19 protein-coding genes are annotated in these 18,408 nt (G+C 72.2%); 11 read left to right on the top strand and 8 right to left on the bottom strand.

The window, feature by feature from the left end:
- Positions 1-90: 90 nt before the first annotated feature.
- Together ACZ52J_RS04220 and ACZ52J_RS04225 are read left to right on the top strand one after the other, a co-directional pair.
- The gene (locus ACZ52J_RS04220) at positions 91-1,017 is read left to right on the top strand and encodes an NAD(P)-dependent oxidoreductase (RefSeq protein WP_465615685.1); all 927 of its coding nucleotides are present in this window, start codon (positions 91-93) and stop codon (positions 1,015-1,017) included.
- Positions 1,018-1,040: 23 nt separating this feature from the next.
- Complete coding sequence (locus ACZ52J_RS04225; RefSeq protein WP_465615687.1) at positions 1,041-1,610, top strand: GNAT family N-acetyltransferase; 570 nt, start codon at positions 1,041-1,043, stop codon at positions 1,608-1,610.
- A 73-nt stretch (positions 1,611-1,683) separates the two neighbouring features.
- Here ACZ52J_RS04225 and ACZ52J_RS04230 read toward each other — a convergent pair whose 3' ends face one another.
- On the bottom strand, positions 1,684-2,679 hold the full coding sequence (locus ACZ52J_RS04230) for an aldo/keto reductase (protein ID WP_465615873.1): 996 nt from the start codon (positions 2,677-2,679) through the stop codon (positions 1,684-1,686).
- A gap of 242 nt (positions 2,680-2,921) precedes the next feature.
- Here ACZ52J_RS04230 and ACZ52J_RS04235 point away from each other — a divergent pair, with 242 nt between their 5' ends.
- From ACZ52J_RS04235 to cutA, 4 genes are all read left to right on the top strand, one after another.
- Entirely contained in the window at positions 2,922-3,860 is a 939-nt protein-coding gene (locus tag ACZ52J_RS04235; RefSeq protein WP_465615689.1) for a hypothetical protein, read from the top strand.
- Between the two features lie 102 nt (positions 3,861-3,962).
- Positions 3,963-4,088: a hypothetical protein gene (locus ACZ52J_RS04240; protein WP_465615691.1), complete on the top strand. Its 126-nt coding sequence runs from the start codon at positions 3,963-3,965 to the stop codon at positions 4,086-4,088.
- 40 nt (positions 4,089-4,128) lie between these two features.
- Entirely contained in the window at positions 4,129-5,070 is a 942-nt protein-coding gene (locus ACZ52J_RS04245) for a class I SAM-dependent methyltransferase (protein ID WP_465615693.1), read from the top strand.
- 103 nt (positions 5,071-5,173) lie between these two features.
- Positions 5,174-5,503 (top strand): divalent-cation tolerance protein CutA, encoded by a 330-nt coding sequence (cutA, locus tag ACZ52J_RS04250; RefSeq protein ID WP_360497911.1) that lies wholly within the window; start codon positions 5,174-5,176, stop codon positions 5,501-5,503.
- Positions 5,504-5,616: 113 nt separating this feature from the next.
- On the opposite strand, the gene metG is transcribed toward cutA, so the two are convergent.
- From metG to ACZ52J_RS04265, 3 genes are all read right to left on the bottom strand, one after another.
- Positions 5,617-7,350: a methionine--tRNA ligase gene (gene metG / locus ACZ52J_RS04255; protein ID WP_465615695.1), complete on the bottom strand. Its 1,734-nt coding sequence runs from the start codon at positions 7,348-7,350 to the stop codon at positions 5,617-5,619.
- Between the two features lie 116 nt (positions 7,351-7,466).
- The gene (locus tag ACZ52J_RS04260) at positions 7,467-7,667 is read right to left on the bottom strand and encodes a DUF397 domain-containing protein (RefSeq protein ID WP_360497907.1); all 201 of its coding nucleotides are present in this window, start codon (positions 7,665-7,667) and stop codon (positions 7,467-7,469) included.
- Positions 7,664-8,512: a helix-turn-helix domain-containing protein gene (locus ACZ52J_RS04265; RefSeq protein WP_360497905.1), complete on the bottom strand. Its 849-nt coding sequence runs from the start codon at positions 8,510-8,512 to the stop codon at positions 7,664-7,666. The genes ACZ52J_RS04260 and ACZ52J_RS04265 overlap by 4 nt, the downstream gene beginning before the upstream one ends.
- Before the next feature lie 325 nt (positions 8,513-8,837).
- Here ACZ52J_RS04265 and ACZ52J_RS04270 point away from each other — a divergent pair, with 325 nt between their 5' ends.
- Complete coding sequence (locus tag ACZ52J_RS04270) at positions 8,838-8,993, top strand: hypothetical protein (protein WP_360497903.1); 156 nt, start codon at positions 8,838-8,840, stop codon at positions 8,991-8,993.
- Positions 8,994-9,032: 39 nt separating this feature from the next.
- Here ACZ52J_RS04270 and ACZ52J_RS04275 read toward each other — a convergent pair whose 3' ends face one another.
- Together ACZ52J_RS04275 and ACZ52J_RS04280 are read right to left on the bottom strand one after the other, a co-directional pair.
- The gene (locus tag ACZ52J_RS04275; protein ID WP_465615698.1) at positions 9,033-9,635 is read right to left on the bottom strand and encodes a GNAT family N-acetyltransferase; all 603 of its coding nucleotides are present in this window, start codon (positions 9,633-9,635) and stop codon (positions 9,033-9,035) included.
- 128 nt (positions 9,636-9,763) lie between these two features.
- Positions 9,764-11,047: an adenylosuccinate synthase gene (locus ACZ52J_RS04280; protein ID WP_465615700.1), complete on the bottom strand. Its 1,284-nt coding sequence runs from the start codon at positions 11,045-11,047 to the stop codon at positions 9,764-9,766.
- A 126-nt stretch (positions 11,048-11,173) separates the two neighbouring features.
- On the opposite strand from ACZ52J_RS04280, the gene ACZ52J_RS04285 reads away from it, so the two are divergent.
- The 3 genes from ACZ52J_RS04285 to purM all read left to right on the top strand — a co-directional run bounded on the left by ACZ52J_RS04285 (position 11,174) and on the right by purM (position 15,043).
- Entirely contained in the window at positions 11,174-12,019 is an 846-nt protein-coding gene (locus ACZ52J_RS04285; RefSeq protein ID WP_465615702.1) for a diacylglycerol kinase family protein, read from the top strand.
- Positions 12,020-12,261: 242 nt separating this feature from the next.
- Complete coding sequence (gene purF / locus ACZ52J_RS04290; RefSeq protein ID WP_360497895.1) at positions 12,262-13,845, top strand: amidophosphoribosyltransferase; 1,584 nt, start codon at positions 12,262-12,264, stop codon at positions 13,843-13,845.
- A gap of 115 nt (positions 13,846-13,960) precedes the next feature.
- Positions 13,961-15,043 carry a phosphoribosylformylglycinamidine cyclo-ligase gene (purM, locus tag ACZ52J_RS04295; RefSeq protein WP_360497893.1) on the top strand — a complete coding sequence of 361 codons (1,083 nt, stop codon included), beginning with the start codon at positions 13,961-13,963 and terminating at the stop codon, positions 15,041-15,043.
- Between the two features lie 242 nt (positions 15,044-15,285).
- On the opposite strand, the gene ACZ52J_RS04300 is transcribed toward purM, so the two are convergent.
- Both ACZ52J_RS04300 and ACZ52J_RS04305 read right to left on the bottom strand, forming a co-directional pair.
- Positions 15,286-15,546 (bottom strand): DUF3073 domain-containing protein, encoded by a 261-nt coding sequence (locus tag ACZ52J_RS04300; protein ID WP_360497891.1) that lies wholly within the window; start codon positions 15,544-15,546, stop codon positions 15,286-15,288.
- A gap of 385 nt (positions 15,547-15,931) precedes the next feature.
- Positions 15,932-17,089, bottom strand: coding sequence for a Glu/Leu/Phe/Val dehydrogenase dimerization domain-containing protein (locus ACZ52J_RS04305; RefSeq protein ID WP_465615705.1), 1,158 nt, complete (start codon positions 17,087-17,089; stop codon positions 15,932-15,934).
- A gap of 207 nt (positions 17,090-17,296) precedes the next feature.
- Between ACZ52J_RS04305 and ACZ52J_RS04310 the strand changes: the two genes are divergently transcribed.
- Positions 17,297-18,199 carry a DUF8083 family protein gene (locus ACZ52J_RS04310; protein ID WP_465615707.1) on the top strand — a complete coding sequence of 301 codons (903 nt, stop codon included), beginning with the start codon at positions 17,297-17,299 and terminating at the stop codon, positions 18,197-18,199.
- Positions 18,200-18,408: the final 209 nt, after the last annotated feature.

Consider the following 18,408-nt stretch of genomic DNA (forward strand, 5'->3'; position numbering starts at 1 on the left):
CCCCTCGACCTGGATGCTCACTTCAGGGTAACCACCCACTTCGAAGTGCGTACTTGGTCGTTCCCGGGGGCGGCGCGGAGGCTGACTCCCATGACGAACGAGCTCCTTGAGAACGCTCCCGAGACCGCCCCCGAGAATCCGTCCGAGCACGCGGTCAGGACCCCGCTCACCCTGCTCGGCCTCGGTGCCATGGGCACCGCACTGGCCGACGCCTGGCTCACCGCCGGGCATCCGCTGACCGTCTGGAACCGCACCGCCGCCCGCGCCGACGCGCTCGTCGGCCGCGGTGCCACGGTCGCCTCCACCGCCGCCGAGGCGGTCGCGGCGAACCGCCTGGTCGTCGTCTGCCTGCTCGACGACGCGTCCGTGGACGAGGCGCTGGCCGGCGTCGACCTGGCCGGCAAGGACCTGGTCAACCTGGTCACCAGCACCCCCGGGCAGGCCCGCACCCGCGCCGCCTGGGCCGCACGGCACGGTGCCCGCTACCTGGACGGCGGGATCATGGCCGTCCCGCCGATGATCGGTGTCCCGGCGGCCGGGCCGTACGTCTTCTACAGCGGCTCGTCGGAGCTGTTCGAGGAGCACCGGGCGGCCCTCGCCGCGCCCGCCGGCACCCGGTACGTGGGCGAGGACGCCGGGTACGCGGCCCTGCACGACGTGGCGCTGCTCAGTGCGATGTACGGCATGTTCGCCGGGGTCGCGCACGCCTTCGCGCTGTTCCGCGGCGAAGCCGTCGCGCCGGGCGACCTCGCGCCGCTGCTCGGCGACTACGTCACCGCGATGACCCGGACCATCGCCGGCACCGCGGTGCAGCTGGAGAGCGGCGACTACACCAAGGGCGTGGTGTCCAGTCTGGCGATGCAGGTGGCGGGCAAGGGCACGCTGCTGCGCACCGCCGAGGAGCAGGGGGTGAGTGCCGAACTGTTGGAGCCGTACTTCCGGTTGATGGAGCGGCGGTTGGAGGTCGGCAGCGGCGAGGAGGACCTGACCGGGGTCGTCGACCTGCTGCGACGGTGAAGGCCGGCCGGTAACGTACCGGCATGGCAGACCTTGAAGAACGCGCCGACGTCGTCGCGTCCGGCTCACGGCAGACCGGGGCGGGGGTGCTGGTCCGACCGCGCCGCGGTGACGACCTGGCCGACTGCGTCCGGGTGCTGGGCGACGTCCACAGCGCCGACGGCTACCCCGCCGACTGGCCCGACCGCCCCGCCTCCTGGCTCACCCCGGACGGCCTGCTCGCCGCCTGGATCGCCGAGTCGGACGGCCGGCTCGCCGGCCACGTCGGCCTCGCCCGCAGCGCCCCGGGCGACCTCGCCCCCGCCCGGTGGAGCCACCGCACCGGGGGCCGCCCGGAGCTCACCGCCGTCATCGGCCGCCTCTATGTCGCCCCCGGGGCGCGCGGCCACCACATCGGCGCCCGCCTCCTCGCCTGCGCCGTGACGCACGCGCGGGCGCTCGGCCTGCACCCGGTCCTCGACGTCCTGGCCACCGACACCGCGGCCGTCGCCCTCTACCGCCGTCTGGGCTGGGCCCACCTCGGCAGCGCCGACCAGCAGTGGCCCTCCGGCCGTACGGTCACCGTCCACTGCTTCGCCGCCCCGAGGGGATAGCGCCGGACCCCGCTCACCCGCCCGGCCGCGAGGGCCGGGCGGGCCGGGCGGGCCGGAGCGGCGCGGGGACGGGTCAGGCGGCCGGGCGGTCGGGGGCGGGGCGGCGGCGGAGGGCGGGGGTGGTGAGGGACGGGGCCTGCCAGGCGCCGTCGGCCTGGTAGAGGTCGGTGCCGGGCGGGACGATGGCGTCGATGCGGTCGAGGGTGGCGTCGTCCAGGACCAGGTCGGCGGCCTTGAGCGCGGATTCGAGCTGCTCCATGGTGCGCGGGCCGATGATCACCGAGGTGACCGCCGGGTGGGCCGCGGGGAAGGCGAGGGCCAGCTCGGGCAGGGTGCGGCCGAGCTCCTCGGCGAGGGCGGTGAAGGCCTCGACGGCTTCCAGCTTGGCGGCCGTGGTGGGCAGCGCCGGGTCGAAGCGGCCCGGGTTGATGGCGGCGCGGCCCTGGGTGAGGTCCACCGGGCGGCCCTGGCGGTAGCGGCCGGTGAGGAAGCCGCCGGCGAGCGGGCCCCAGGTCAGCGCGCCCATGCCGAGCCGCTGGACCACCGGCAGCACGTCGCGCTCGACGCCTCGGGCGAGCAGCGAGTACGGCGGCTGCTCGGTGCGGAAGCGCGGCAGGGCGCGGCGCTCGGCGATGTGGTGGGCGTCCACCAACTGCTCGGCGGGGAAGGTCGAGCAGCCGAAGGCGCGGATCTTGCCGGCCCGGACGAGGTCGCCCAGGACGGACAGGGTCTCCTCGATGTCGGTGGTGTGGTCCGGCCGGTGGATCTGGTAGAGGTCGATCCAGTCGGTGCGCAGCCGGCGCAGGCTCTCCTCGACCTCGCGGACGATCCAGCGCCGCGAGTTGCCGCCCCGGTTGCGGCCCTCGCCCATCGGGAAGTGCGCCTTGGTGGCGAGCACGATCTCGTCGCGGTCGCCGCGCGCGGCCAGCGCCTTGCCGACGATCTCCTCGGACTCGCCCGCCGAGTAGATGTCGGCGGTGTCGATGAAGTTGATGCCCCGGTCGATCGCGGTGTCGATGATCCGGGCGCAGTCGTCGTGGTCGGGGTTGCCGATGTGGCCGAACATCATGGTGCCGAGGCAGTGGGCACTCACCTCGATGCCGGTGCCGCCGAGGACGCGGTAGCGCGTGGTCGTGCTCCCCCTGGTGGTGGGTCGGTGGTGCGTCAGTGGTGCCTCGGAGGCTAGGAGTTGGAGTGCGCTCCAAAGCAAGGGCGTCGCGCTCTCGTCCCCGCCGGGATCCCTCCGGCGGGGGAGCCGGATCCCCGTGCGGGGGGAGGCCCGGGCCCGGTGGTGCGGGCGAGCCTGTCGGCATGACGAGGAATGACGGATGGGCGGTCGCGGCCTGGGGCGTCGGCTACGCGGGCTACGGACTGGGGTGTGCGCTGACCGGGACGGCGCTGCTCGGTGTGCGCGGACTGGGGTGGGTGGTCGCCGGGGTCGGGGTGGCGGCGCTCGCGGCGGGGGTGGCGGTGGTGCGGCTGCGGCCGTCGGCGGGGCTCAGGCGGCTGCTGTGGCTGTTGTGCGGGCTGGCCGCGGTGGCGGCCTTCAGCCTGCTGATGGACGTGGTGACGCTGCTGTTCGGGCAGGGCGTGGACAGTGTCCCGGACACGGTGCACCGCGCGCTGGCGGCGTCCGGGGCGCTGCTGCTGGCCCGCACCGCCCGTACCCGGCGGCCCGACGGTGCCGTGCGGAGGACGGCACCGGCCCCGTCGGCGGCTCCCGCGACCGTCCAACTCGCGGCCTGGGCGGGGACCCTGGCCTTCGTGCCGTACGTGGTGATGAAGCTGATCTGGGCGCTCGGCGGCACTTTCGCGGGGGTCAGCGGCGCCGAGATGTACGCCGGGTACGTGCGCAACGGCTCCTCCGGGCTCTGGCTGGCGCTGGAGTCCTGGGGGCTGGACGGCACGGTGCTGCTGGCGGCGATCGGGGTGTTCCTGCTGTGGGGGCTGGTGCGGCCGTGGGGGCAGGTCTTCCCGCGCTGGACGCTTCCGCTGCGCGGCCGCCGCGTCCCGCGCTGGCTGCCGCTCACCCCGGCGCTGCTGGGCGCGGCGACGCTGGCGCCGTACGGGCTGGTCGGCCTCGGCTATCTGGCGCTGTGCGGTACGGGGGTGATCGGCATCCGGCAGGGCGAACTGGCCACGCCCGAGCAGGCGCTGCAGGTGGCGTGGGTGGGGATCTGCGCCTTCGCCGGGTACGGAGTGGCGCTGGCGCTGGCCGCCCGCTCGTACTGGCGGCGGACCGGCGGCTGAGCGGGGCGCTCTTCGGCGCCGGGTGTTTCGGTTTGCTGGGGTGGCAACAAAGCTTGCCGTTGTGGGGAGGGTGGTCGCAGCCTGGCGGTGGAGGTGAGCGCCATGCGGATGGGCGTGGCGGCCGCCTTCGCGCCGGACCGCGACCTCGCGCAGGAGGATCCCGGACGGGCGGTCGCGACCCTGCGGGACCGGCACGGCCGCGCGTCCGGCGCCGCGGTGCCCGCGTGAGCGGGGAAGCTTTCGTCAACCACGAACGGAGAGACCGGACATGACCTCGCAGCAGCAGCACCAGAAGCAGCACGGGCACGGGCACGGGCATGGCCACGGCCACGGGAACGTCCCCGCCGCCGACTTCGACTGGGACGCGCTCGCCGCGCACCTGGAGCAGGAGGCCGACCTGCGGGCCGCCGCGGTCACCGAGGCCGGGCGGTGGCTGTCCGGCCTGCACGGCAACGGGACGGGCGGGACGGACGGGACGGCCGGGCCGGACGGCACCGTACGGAGGGTCCTCGACGTCGGCAGCGGCCCCGGGGTGATCGCCGGACTGCTGGCGGATGTCTTCCCGGCGGCCGAGGTGGTGGCCGTCGACCAGTCGGCCGCCCTGCTGGAGCGCGCCCGGACCCGCTCCGGCGGCCGGCTGGGCACCCAGCAGGCCGATCTGCCCGCCGAGTTCGACAAGCTCGGCGAGGCCGACCTGATCTGGTCCGGCAACGCGATCCACCACCTGGGCGACCAGCAGGCCGCGCTCGCCTCGCTCGCCGGGGTGCTGCGGCCGGGCGGCCTGCTGGCCGTTGCCGAACGCGGCCTGCCCGCGCGCTACCTGCCCCGGGACTTCGGCCTCGGCCGGCCCGGATTCCAGGCCCGGCTGGACGCGGTCCACGAGGACGGCTTCAGCGCCATGCGGGCCGAACTGCCGGGCAGCACCGAGGAGATCGAGGACTGGCCGGCCATGCTGAAGCGCGCGGGGCTGACCCCGAGCGGCACCCGCACCTTCCTGGTCGACCGGCCCGCCCCGCTCGACCGCCCGACCCGCCGGTACCTGCACACCCAGCTCCGCCGCCTGCACGACCAGCTCGCCGACAGCCTCCTCCCGGAGGACCGCGGCACCCTCGAGGCCCTCCTCGACGAGGAGGCCCCCACCGGCATCCTCCGCCGCCCGGACGCCTTCTACCTCTCCGCCATGACCGTCCACACGGCCCGCAAGCCCTGAGGTCCGGGGGCCGGGCGGTGCCGCCGCCCGGTCCCGGGCCCCGTGCTCAGAGGGCCTGGCCGAGGGTGCGGCCGGGGCGGCGCCCCCGGGATACCGTCGGGGCATGACAGCGAGCGAGCAGCGCTTCGTCGTGGTGACCACCACCCACGAGAGCGAGGAGCGGGCCCGGGCCCTGGCGTCCGCCGTGGTGCGGGAGCGGCTGGCGGCCTGCGCCCAGGTGTACCCGGTGCGGTCGGTGTACTGGTGGGAGGGCGAGGTGCGGGACGCCGAGGAGTGGCGGATCGACCTCAAGACCCGGGCCGAACTCGCCGACCGGCTGGGCGCGTTCGTCGCCGAGCGGCACACGTACGAGACGCCGGAGGTGATCGCCGTGCCGGTGGTGGCCGGCAGCCCCGGCTATCTGGACTGGGTGGCCGGGGAGACGGCCGGGTAGCGCCGGATCAGGGCGCGACCTCCGGGAACGCGCAGGGCCCGGAGGGTCGCCTCCGGGCCCTGGCCCGCGGTACGGTCCTCAGCCCTTGGGGCCGGTTCGGCCCTTGGGCCGGTTCAGCCCTCGGAGCCGCCGAAGCGCGCCGTCCAGGCCGCCAGGTCCTCGTCCGTGATCTTGGCGAACAGCACCGGCGGCACCGTGAACGCCGTCCCGGCCGGCACCAGGTCCAGTGCCCGAGCCTCCTCCGGGCCGACCCAGGCGCGGGTGGCGGCGGGCGAGTCCGCGGGCAGTGCGAAGGCCCCGCGCATGGCCGCCGCCGCGGTCGGGATGAACGGCTCGGACACCACCGCGTACAGGTGGATCAGGTTCATCGCCGTGCGCAGGGTGAGCGCCGCCGCGTCCGGGTCGGTCTTCACCTGCCGCCAGGGCGCCTTCTCGTCCAGGTAGGCGTTGCCCGCGCTCCACAGCGCGCGCAGGGCCTGCGCCGCCTTGCGGAAGTTGAGCGCGTCCAGCTGGGCCTCGTACTCGGCGAGCAGCCCGGCGACCTGCTCGCCGAGGCGCTGCTCGGCCTCGCCCGCCGGGTGGCCGCCCGGGACGTCGTCGCCGAAGCGCTTGCGGCTGAAGGACAGCACCCGGTTGACGAAGTTGCCGAGGGTGTCGGCGAGGTCCTTGTTGACCACCGAGGCGAAGAGGTCCCAGGTGAAGCTGGAGTCGTCCGACTCGGGCGCGTGGGCCATCATGAAGTAGCGCCAGTAGTCGGCCGGGAGCAGCTCCAGCGCGACGTCGCTGAAGATGCCGCGCTTCTGGCTGGTGGAGAACTTCCCGCCGTAGTACGTCAGCCAGTTGAAGGCCTTGACGTAGTCGACCTTCTTCCACGGGCGGCGCGAGCCGAGGATCGTCGCCGGGAACATCACCGTGTGGAACGGGACGTTGTCCTTGCCCATGAACTCGGTGTACCGGACGGTCGCGTCGGCCTCGTACCACCAGGACTTCCAGTCCCGCGGCTGCCCGGCCGGGGCCGCGTCCGCCCATTCCTTCGTGGCGCCGATGTACTCGATCGGGGCGTCGAACCAGACGTAGAACACCTTGCCCTCGGCAGCCAGTTCGGGCCACACGTCGGCCGGCACCGGGACGCCCCACTCCAGGTCGCGGGTGATCGAGCGGTCCTGCAGGCCCTCGGTCAGCCACTTGCGGGCGATCGAGGAGGCCAGCACCGGCCACGTGTCGCCGTGGGCGCCGACCCAGTCCTCGACCTCCTCGGTCAGCTTCGACTGGAGCAGGAACAGGTGCCTGGTCTCCCGGACCTCCAGGTCGGAGCTGCCGCTGATCGCCGAGCGGGGCTCCAGCAGGTCGGTCGGGTCCAGTACGCGGGTGCAGTTCTCGCACTGGTCGCCGCGCGCCTTGTCGTAGCCGCAGTGCGGGCAGGTGCCGACGATGTAGCGGTCCGGCAGGAAGCGTCCGTCGGCGTTGGAGTACACCTGGCGGATCGAGCGCTCCTCGATGAAGCCGTTGCGCTGCAGCTCGCGGGCGATCTCCTGGGTGATCTCCCGGTTCTGCGGCGAGGAGCTGCGGCCGAAGTGGTCGAAGGAGAGCCCGAAGCCGTCGTACACCGCCTTCTGCGCGTCGTGCGCCCGGGCGCAGAACTCGGCGACCGGCAGCCCGGCCTCCTGGGCGGCCAGCTCGGCGGGGGTGCCGTGCTCGTCGGTGGCGCAGATGAACAGCACCTCGTGGCCGCGCTGGCGCAGATAGCGGGAGTAGACGTCCGCCGGGAGCATGGACCCGACCATGTTGCCCAGGTGCTTGATCCCGTTGATGTACGGAAGGGCGCTGGTGATCAGGTGCCGAGCCATCCTCGGATGCTCCGATTTCTCCCGCACGCGCACCCCCACCCGGAGTGCTGTGCCAGGCGCAGGGGTCCACTGTGGGCTGCCAAGCCTACCGCCGGCGCCGGCCCGGACGGCTGCGGTCAGGGCCGGGTGAGGTCGCCGTACCGGTCGAACTCCCCGGCCTTCACCCCGCGGACGAAGGCGGCCCACTTGCGCGGCGTGGTCCGTACGACCACCTCGGGCTGGTCCGACTCGCGGATCTCCACCAGCCCGCCCGCCGCCCTGACCTCGACGCAGTCGGTGCTCTCTCCGCTGGCCGAGGCCTTGCGCCACCTGCTCATGAGAAGTCTTTCAGTAAGGTCCGGATGAAGTCCCAGGACTCCTCCGGCCCGAGCGCGATCATCGCGGTCCTCTCCTTGATCCGGCGGTAGGAGTCCAATTCCTCTGCGGAGTGCACGAACTTCGGCCCGTGAGAGAGATCGATCTGGACGGTGTCGAGCTCCGGGACCGGCCCGCGGGCGAGGTACAGGCTCTCCCCGGACCCCGTGTAGGTGGGGACGCTGAACGGGATCACCCGGATCTCCACCCCGGGCCGCTCGGAATTCTCCGCCAGGCTCTGCAACTGGTCCCGCAGTACTTCCGGACCGCCGAACTGCATGCGCAGGGCGGACTCGTGCAGGAATGCGCTGTACGGCTTCGGACGGTCGACGAAGATCTGCTGGCGCCGAATCCGGAATGCCTTCCGAACCTCCGCCTCCTGCCGGTACTGCGGGGGGAGACGCTCGAACACCGCGGCGGCGTACGCCGGGGTCTGCAACAGGCCGGGGATGAACGTGCTGTTCAGGATGGACAGGGAGGCCGCGTGGTGCTCCATCTCCGCGATGTCGATGATCCCGTTCGGCAGCCGGCCCCGGTAGCTGTCCCACCAGTACTTGCGCCGGTCCTGCGTCATCGCGAGCAGCGCGTCGAGGTACGGGCCGTCCTCGCAGCCGCAGGTGTGTGCCCAGGTCCGCAGCCGGTCCGCGCTGATGCCCGATTTCCCGTTCTCCATCTGGGAGATCTTCGGCAGGTCGGTGCCGATGGTGGCGGCCAGCGTCTTGGGCGTGACGCCCACGCGTTCGCGCATCCTGCGCAACTCGATCCCGAGGCGCTGCTGGCGTACGGTCGGCGACAAGCGGGGTGGCATGTCTCTCTTCTCCGGATCGCGGCTTCGGTCGATGCTTCCGGTGAAGTGTGCCGCGCGTACCGGGCCCTAGCTACCGAAATGGGGGATACCCCACGATGGAGTGAACGTTCTCCCGCTCGGTAGCAACTCTGGCACCCTGACCCTAGGGTCGTCCGTGTCACTCGCTGACTTGTTGTCGCCTAAACAGTCGTCAATCAGCCGTAATTACACACCAGATGCATGGTCACGGCGCCCGACATCACCGACCGGAGACAGCCATGCCCCTTCCCTCGCCTCTCCGTATTCCCCGCCATCCCCGTCCTTCCCGCCGCATTTCCGTATCCCGGTGAATGCGCTTCTCGTCGTCGCATTGTCCGCACTCCTCCTCGCCGTCCTATTCGTCGGCTGGCTGGTCTGGCTGGTCAACATCCAGCCCCGCGAACCCCGCCCGGCGAAGCGCGGCATCGCGGCCGGCCATTCCGTCACCGGAGAACGGAAATGACAGCCGGCCCCGCCCGGCAGGCGGGACCGGCGCCGTTCCTCAGCCGCGCGAAAGGCGCTCCGTCAGGCGGGACTTGGCGGTCGGCCACTCGTCGGTGAGCATCGAGAAGTAGGCGCTGTCCCGCCAGGTGCCGTCGGGGAGGTGGCGGTGGCGGCGGTGGACGCCCTCGAACCGGGCGCCGAGGCGCTGGATCGCGTTGCGGGAGCGCTCGTTGCGGGAGTCGGTCTTCCAGAAGACGCGTCCCATGCCCAGGTCCTCGAAGGCGTGGGTGAGCAGCAGCAGCTTGGCCTCGGTGTTGACCGCCGTGCGCCAGACCGAGCGGGCGTACCAGGTGCCGCCGATCTCCACCAGCTCGTTCGCCGCGTCGGCGTCGTGGTAGCCGGTGACGCCGACGGCCTTGCCGCTCGCGAGGTCGACGGCGGCGAAGTACACCGACTCCCCGGTGGCCGCCTCCGCGAGGCGGGCGTCGAGGAACGCGCCCAGCTCCTCCTCGGTGGCGGGCGTGTGGGTGGGGACCCAGCGCCAGACCTCGGGGTCGTGGCCGACGGCGGCCCAGAGCTCGGCGAGGTGGCGGCGTTCCAGCGGCTCCAGACGGATGTGGCGGCCGGTGAGGGTGATGGGTGCGGGCAGCTTCGCGGTCATGATCCGAACGTAGCGCCGCTCTGCACTAGATGCAATAGATATTTGAACTAGTGCAATGCATCGGCGGATGGGCAAGCGAAAGGGCCCTGCGGGACGGATGTCCCGCAGGGCCCTCGACGCGATCAGGCTCAGATGAACGAGTTGATCTCGATCGTCTCGTACCGGCCCGGGCCGACGCCGATGGCGGAGATCGGCGCGCCCGACATCTCCTCCAGCGCCTTCACGTACGCCTGGGCGTTCTTCGGCAGGTCGGCGAAGGTCTTCGCCTTGCTGATGTCCTCGGTCCAGCCCGGCAGCGTCTCGTAGATCGGCTTGGCGTGGTGGAAGTCCGACTGGTTGTAGGGGAGTTCCTCGACCCGCTTGCCGTCGATCTCGTACGCGACGCAGACCGGGATCTGCTCCCAGCCGGTCAGGACGTCGAGCTTGGTGAGGAAGAAGTCGGTGAGGCCGTTGACCCGGGTCGCGTAGCGCGCGATGACCGCGTCGAACCAGCCGCAGCGGCGGTCGCGGCCGGTGGTGACACCGCGCTCGCCGCCGATCCGGCGCAGCGCCTCGCCGTCCGCGTCGAACAGCTCGGTCGGGAACGGGCCGGAGCCGACGCGGGTGGTGTAGGCCTTGAGGATGCCGATGACCCGGTCGATCTTGGTGGGGCCGATGCCGGCGCCGGTGCAGGCGCCGCCCGCGGTCGGGTTCGACGAGGTCACGAAGGGGTACGTGCCGTGGTCGACGTCGAGCAGGGTGCCCTGGCCGCCCTCCAGCAGGACGACCTTGTTCGCCTTCAGCGCCTCGTCGAGGACGAGGGTGGTGTCGGCGAGGAAGGGCTTGATCTTCTCCGCGTAGCCCAGGTACTCCTCGACGACCAGGTCGGCGGGGATGGTGCGGCGGTTGTAGAGCTTGACCAGGATCTGGTTCTTGTCGTGCAGCGCCGCCTCGATCTTCTGGCGCAGGATCGACTCGTCGAACAGGTCCTGGACCCGGATTCCGACGCGGTTGATCTTGTCCGCGTAGGTCGGGCCGATGCCGCGGCCGGTGGTGCCGATCCGGCGCTTGCCGAGGAAGCGCTCGGTGACCTTGTCCAGGGTGCGGTGGTACGGCGTGATCAGGTGGGCGTTGCCCGAGACCAGCAGCTTGGAGGTGTCGATGCCGCGGTCGTTCAGTCCGGCCAGCTCGGAGAGCAGGACGGCCGGGTCGATCACGACGCCGTTGCCGATGACCGGGGTGACGTTCGGGCTGAGGATTCCGGAAGGAAGCAGGTGCAGGGCATACTTCTGGTCGCCGATGACCACCGTGTGACCGGCGTTGTTGCCGCCCTGGTAGCGGACGACGTAGTCGACGGAGCCGCCGAGGAGGTCGGTGGCCTTCCCCTTGCCCTCGTCCCCCCACTGAGCGCCAACGAGCACGAGTGCCGGCACAGGCGTACACCCCTTCCGGTTGGGGCATCCTGCGTAGGCCGCAGTCTGCCCCGAGATAGACGAAGCCCCTGGCGCAATGGCGCAAGGGGCTCTTGCACCGAGAGATTACCTGAGGAAGGACCGGTCGTGTCGTCCCTGTCCACGCCTGCATCCGGCGGTCCCGAGCCGCTCCTGCTGCTCCTCGACCCGGTGGCCCGGCAGACCGACGGCGAGTCGGTGCGGATCGCGAAGGACGTGCTGTGCGGGGGCGCGGACGTCAAGGTGGTCTATCCGGAGAGCCCTTCCGAACTCGACCGGGTGCTTTCGCACCGGGGGCGGCGGCGACCGGTGGTGATCGGTTCCGATCTCGCCTTGCAGCGGGTGCTGCAGGCGCTGCATCGGCAGCGTGAGCTGGGCACGGAACCGGTGGGGATGGTTCCGGTCGGTCGTACGGGGGAGCTGTCGACGGCCCGTGCGCTCGGGGTGCCGTCGGAGCCGGTACGGGCCGCGCGGGCGGTGCTGTCGGGTGCGCCGCGCCGGCTGGATCTGCTGGTGGACGACGGCGGCGGGGTGGCGCTGGGCGGGGTGCGGATCATCGGCGGGGGCGCGCGCCGACTGGTGAGCCGTACGGGTGGCTTGCGTTCGCTATGGGCGAAACTGGCTGCGGCCGAGCAGGCGAACGCACTCACCCCGGAGAGCGCCGACCACAGCCCCCGGGTCCGGGTCGAGGCCGACGGCCGGCTGCTCGCGGACGTCCACCGACCGGTCCGGCTGGTCCAGGTCTCCCTGCCGTCCGGCGCCTCGGACGGGACGGGCGAGATGGAGATCGTGGTCCGGGCCTCCGGCGCCCTGGTGCGCGCCCGGGCGGCGAGCGTCTCGGTGGTCGGCAGCGGTTTCGGCTACGAGGCGGACGGCCACCCGGTCGGCCCGGTCCGCGCCCGGACCTGGACGGTGCACCCGGGCGCCTGGGGCCTGCTGCTCCCGGCGGCGTGAAGCCGGCGTGAACGGCGGGTGAGCAGGCTCACGTTCGGCCGTGCCCCGACACCCGCCGCTCCGCACACGGAAATCCCCAACAGGCGCGAACCACAAGGCCAACCGCCGCCCGCCGGAATTCCGGCACACCGAAATCCCCACCCCGTAAGGGGTTTTGTCTACGCGCGTTACTCCTCGACCGTCCGACAATCCCGGCATCCCGGGTTCCGGAAGCGTCCGCCAACTGCCCTAGACTCGAAGGCGTGCCACGTGGTGACGGAAGACTCAACCACGATCTTCTTCCCGGTGAGAAAGGCCCCCAGGACGCTTGCGGCGTCTTCGGTGTCTGGGCTCCCGGCGAGGAGGTCGCCAAGCTCACGTTCTTCGGCCTTTACGCCCTGCAGCACCGCGGTCAGGAATCCGCGGGCATCGCAGTGAGCAATGGCTCCCAGATTCTCGTCTTCAAGGACATGGGACTCGTCTCCCAGGTCTTCGACGAGGCCTCCCTGGGGTCGTTGCACGGGCATATCGCCGTCGGACACGCCCGCTACTCGACCACCGGTTCCTCGGTCTGGGAGAACGCCCAACCGACTTTCCGGGCGACCGTGCACGGTTCGCTGGCCCTCGGGCACAACGGAAACCTGGTGAACACCGCCGAACTGGCGGCCATGGTCGCCGAACTGCCCGGCGAGGAGCACGTCTCGCGCTCCGGCCGGGCCGCCGCGACCAACGACACCGACCTGGTGACGGCGCTGCTCGCCGGCCACCCGGACCTCTCCATCGAGGAGACGGCCAAGGTCGTGCTGCCCAAGGTCAAGGGCGCGTTCTCGCTCGTCTTCATGGACGAGCACACCCTCTACGCCGCCCGCGACCCGCAGGGCATCCGCCCGCTGGTGCTCGGCCGGCTGGAGCGCGGCTGGGTGGTCGCCTCCGAGACGGCGGCGCTGGACATCTGCGGCGCCTCCTTCATCCGTGAGGTCGAGCCCGGCGAGCTCATCGCCATCGACGAGAACGGCATGCGCAGCTCCCGCTTCGCCGAGGCCAAGCCCAAGGGCTGCGTCTTCGAGTACGTCTACCTGGCCCGCCCCGACACCTCCATCGCCGGTCGCAACGTGCACCTCTCCCGCGTGGAGATGGGCCGCCGCCTGGCCAAGGAGGCCCCGGTCGAGGCCGACCTGGTGATAGCGACGCCCGAGTCCGGCACCCCCGCCGCGATCGGCTACGCGGAGGCCAGCGGAATCCCGTACGGCTCCGGCCTGGTGAAGAACGCCTACGTGGGCCGCACCTTCATCCAGCCCAGCCAGACCATCCGTCAGCTCGGCATCCGCCTCAAGCTCAACCCGCTGCGCGAGGTCATCGCGGGCAAGCGCCTGGTGGTCGTGGACGACTCGATCGTCCGCGGCAACACCCAGCGCGCGCTGGTGAAGATGCTGCGCGAGGCCGGCGCCGCCGAGGTCCACATCCGGATCTCCTCGCCGCCGGTGAAGTGGCCCTGCTTCTTCGGCATCGACTTCGCCACCCGCGCGGAGCTGATCGCCAACGGCATGACCATCGAGGAGATCGGCCGCACGCTCGGCGCCGACTCGCTCTCCTACATCTCGATCGACGGCATGATCGAGGCCACCAAGCAGCCCAAGGACAAGCTCTGCCGGGCCTGCTTCGACGGCGAGTACCCGATGGAGCTGCCGGACCCGGCGCTGCTCGGGAAGCTCCTGCTGGAGGCCGAGATCAAGGGCGGCCAGCAGCAGCCGGCCGTCCGCGGCAAGCCGACCAGCGGCAGCGACCTGGACGGCGTCCAGTCGCTGCTCGGCGGGGCGGGCGCGGCCGACGCGCTGCGCCGCCCGTAAGCGTTCCACGGTGGGGTCCCGCGAACCGGGGCCCCACCGCCGTTCCGCCCCCGATGTTCCCGAACACCCCCCAGAGTTCCCGAACACCCCCCAGACCCGAGAGGGCCGCACCGCAGTGACCAGCAACCAGAACGGCGCCACCTACGCCGCCGCCGGTGTCGACATCGAGGCGGGCGACCGCGCCGTCGAGCTCATGAAGCAGTGGGTGAAGAAGGCCAACCGCCCCGAGGTGGTCGGTGGTCTCGGCGGCTTCGCCGGCCTCTTCGACGCGTCCGCCTTCAAGAACTACGAGCGGCCGCTGCTGGCCTCGGCCACCGACGGCGTGGGGACCAAGGTGGCCATCGCCGCCGCCATGGACAAGCACGACACCATCGGCCACGACCTGGTCGGCATGGTCGTGGACGACCTGGTGGTGTGCGGCGCCGAGCCGCTGTTCATGACCGACTACATCTGCGTCGGCAAGGTCGTCCCGGAGCGGGTCGCCGCGATCGTCAAGGGCATCGCCGAGGGCTGCGCGCTGGCCGGCTGCGCCCTGGTCGGCGGCGAGACCGCCGAGCACCCGGGCCTGCTGGGCCCGGACGAGTACGACGTGGCGGGCGCCGGCACCGGCGTCGTGGAGGCCGACGCGCTGCTCGGCGCGGACCGGGTCCGGGCCGGCGACGTGGTGATCGCGATGGCCGCCTCCGGCCTGCACTCCAACGGCTACTCGCTGGTCCGCCACGTGCTGCTGAACGAGGCCGGCTGGAAGCTGGACCGCAAGGTCGAGGAGTTCGGCCGCACGCTCGGCGAGGAGCTGCTGGAGCCGACCCGGATCTACTCGCTGGACTGCCTGGCGCTCACCCGCGCCACCGAGGTCCACGCCTTCTCGCACGTCACCGGCGGCGGCCTGGCGGCCAACCTGGACCGGGTCATCCCGGCCGGCCTGCACGCCCGCCTGGACCGCGGCACCTGGACCCCGCTGCCGGTCTTCCGGACCGTCGCCGAGGTCGGCAACGTGGCCACCCTGGAAATCGAGAAGACGCTCAACATGGGTGTCGGCATGGTCGCCGTCGTCCCGCCGCACTCGGTGGACGCGGTGCTGTCGATCCTGGAGGACCGCGGCGTCGAGGCCTGGCTGCTCGGCGACGTCGTCGAGCGCACCGACGAGCACGAGGGCGGCGCGGCCCTCTACAACGCCTACGAGGGCTTCCGGGCCTAGAGCGGCCCAAGACCGGCCTGAGCAGGCTCGGCGACGACGAGAGGGCCCCTCCGGCGTACCGGAGGGGCCCTCTCGCGTTCCACGGGCACCGCTCGACGAGCGGGCCCGTGCACCGTTCGGCGGAAAGCCCGTGCGGCTCGGGCGACACCCGGCGGGCGGCCGGTGTGCCTGCCCGTGCGCGGGAACGCCGAAGACCGGCCCGGCGCCCTGGGCGCCTGGACCGGTCCGGTGAAGCCGGCTGGTTACGAGCGGCGGGAGGCCTGCGAGGCCCCGGCACCCGGCTCGTTGTCGTCCTCGTCGTCGAGGTCGGCGTAGCGGGCGGCGTATTCCGCGTACGGGTCGTCGTCCTCCTCCTCCTCCTCGATCGGCTCAGGGTCGATCGAAGCGGTGGACGGTGATACGCCCAGCTCGTTGGACAGACGGTTAGCGTCGAACCCGCCGCTGTTGTACTTCAGCTCGCGGGCGACCTTCGTCTGCTTGGCCTTGGCCCGGCCGCGCCCCATGGGTCGACCCCCTCAACGATGGGGCTCACGGCCCCGAGTCTGACACGTGTTCATGATCAGGACCGGTCTGCCCGAATGGGAGGACCGTCCCTTGGAGCATTAACGGTACCTGTTTCCGCCGCTGGACGGTACGTCGTCGGTGTGACGTGGCGCGCACCGACCGCACCCGAGGCCAGGTCTTCCCAGGTCAGGGGAGGTTTTGCGGCGATTTGCGCGCTGTCCAGAGGTGTCTTCGGTCCGTCGTTCCAGGACCGATTATCCCCCCTAGGGGGACCTCGGATCACCCGTTCGGGCGGAGAAGTGAGAATCCGGTTCCACATCGTGATGCGCGGGGGGCCGCGGTGGCAGCCCCCCGCGCAGCCGGGGTCCGGTGACGGCGGCCGGATCAGCCGCGGCGGGCGCCCGGAAGCAGGACGGTGCGCAGCGCGCTGATCTCGCGCATCCGCTTCTCGGCCAGGCGGTCGGCGGCGACCGCCGGCGGGACGCCGTCGGAGGCGGCCCGGGTGAAGATCTCCAGGGTGGTGTCGAAGATCTTGGTGGCCTTGTTCTTGGCCCGCTCGAAGTTGAAGCCCTCGATCTCGTCGGCGACCTGGATGACGCCGCCGGAGTTCACCAGGTAGTCCGGCGCGTAGAGGATGCCGCGGTCGGCGAGGTCCTTCTCGACGCCGGCGTGGGCCAGCTGGTTGTTGGCCGCGCCGCAGACGACGGCGGTGCCGGCCTCGCCGAGCGCCGCGACCACGGCGTCGGTCAGGGCGCCGCCGAGGGCGCAGGGGGCGTAGACGTCCAGCTTGGCCTGGAGCAGGGCGGCGGTGTCGGCGACCACCTCCACGTCCGGGTGGGCGGCGCGCACGCGGTTGACGGCGGCCTCGAAGGGGTCGGTGATGACGACGGTGGCGCCGTCCGCGATCAGGTGGCCGACCAGGTAGTGGCCGACCTTGCCGACGCCGGCGACGCCGACCCGCTTGCCGCGCAGGGTCGGCTGGCCCCAGCGGGCCTGGGCGGTGGCGCGCATGCCCTGGAAGACGCCGAAGGCGGTCAGGATGGACGAGTCGCCGGCGCCGCCGTGCTCGGGCGAGCGGCCGGTCACGAACTCGGTCTCGCGCGCGATGACGTCCATGTCCTGGACGTAGGTGCCCACGTCGCAGGCGGTGATGTAGCGGCCGCGCAGGGACTCGACGAAGCGGCCGTAGGCCCGGAGCATCGCCTCGTTCTTGTCCTTGTTCGGGTCGCCGATGATGACGGCCTTGCCGCCGCCGAGGTCCAGGCCGGCCAGCGCGTTCTTGTAGGACATCCCGCGGGACAGGTTCAGCGCGTCCTCCAGCGCCGCCTCCTCGGAGGCGTACGGGAAGAAGCGGGTGCCGCCGAGGGCCGGGCCCAGGGCGGTGGAGTGGATGGCGATGATCGCCTTCAGGCCCGAGCTGCGGTCGTGGCACAGCACGACCTGCTCGTGGCCGTCGCCGGGGGCGCCGTCCTGTTCGGTACGGAAGATCCTGCTGAGCACGCCGGGTGCGGGGTGCGTTGCGGGGGTCTGTACGTCGGTCACTGTGGTGACTCCAGTATCGAAGGCCCGCTGCTGTGGTGCGGGCGCCTAGGGCGAAGCGTAGTCGGGTGGGCGCCGCCGATCCGCCCTCTTGTCCGAGCTTGTGCCGGTTGTCCGAGGGGTGAGACAGGAGGGGGTGCGCGGTGTGGGCGCGAACTGTTCGGGGTCGCGCCCTCCCGGGCCCGCGCGGCGCGTGCGACCATGCAGGACGTGACCGTCGTACGTACTTCCGTACAGCCGCCCTACGCCGCCCACCTGCGGGTCTACGAGCCGCTGGCCGCGTACCCGGAGCCCGAGCGGGCGCGCTGGCAGGCCTACGCGGCGGAGCGCGGGCCGGACGCCGGGGCGGCGGCGCAGCCGGTGGCGGCGGCGGTGCTGGAGGAGCAGCGGGAGGCCCTCGCGGAGCTGGTCGCGCGCACGCCCCGGGCGCTGCCCGAGCGGGAGAGCGGGCGGGCCTACCTGCGGGTGGTGGACGGTGTCCTGTACGTCTGCCCGTGGGCGACCAGGCTGCGCAGCTGGCAGGCGCTGGAGGAGTTGCGGACCGGGCCGGTGGCGCTGCTGGACACCGCGCTGCCGCCGGCGACCCGGGAGGCCGCGGAGGCGGACCGGGAGCGCTGGCGGGCCGAGCACCCGGACGCCCGGCCGTGGATCCTCACCAGCCGGTGGGAGGTGCCGGTGCGCTGGTTCCTGCCGTTCGGGGACGAGGACCGCTGCTTCCTGCCGGGGGAGGCGGGCGCGGCAGGGGGCGCGGGGGAGCGGGGCGCCCGGCCGGCGTCGCTGTTCTACCTGGTGCCGATGGCGCAGGCGCGCCGGAGGGTGGCGCGGGCCTACCGGGCGCTGCGCGAGGCGGTGCCGGACGGGGAGCTGGTGCGGGGGGCGGAGCGGATCGGGCGGTGGCTGGAGGAGTTCCATCCGCGCTCGCTGGTGGAACTGGACTACGGGGGCCTGGTGCATCTGCTGGGGCCGGACCGGTTGTTGGCGGACCGTTCGGCGGGGGAGCTGGAGGAGGGGCTGCGCGCGCTGCGGGCCGGGGACACCGCGGAGGCGCTGCGCGTGTACGGGGAACTGACGGCGCGGTGGCGCCGGGTGCTGGCGCTGCGGCACGCGAACTGACGTCCGACCGCCCGTGTATGACTGTAAGAGTCCTGAGGGGCGCCCCACCCATGACCAAGGTCCCGGTTCGGGTCAATAGCTGTCGAACGTGACACTACTCACCGTTGACGCGAACTTACCCCTATGTGCAAAAATGGGACAACCAGCCCAACTTCACGTGAGCGTGCCCACTTTTGGGTGGTTCTGGAGTCGATGCGTGCTTTGTGGGG

It is taken from the genome of Kitasatospora sp. NPDC034035 (genome assembly GCF_055575755.1).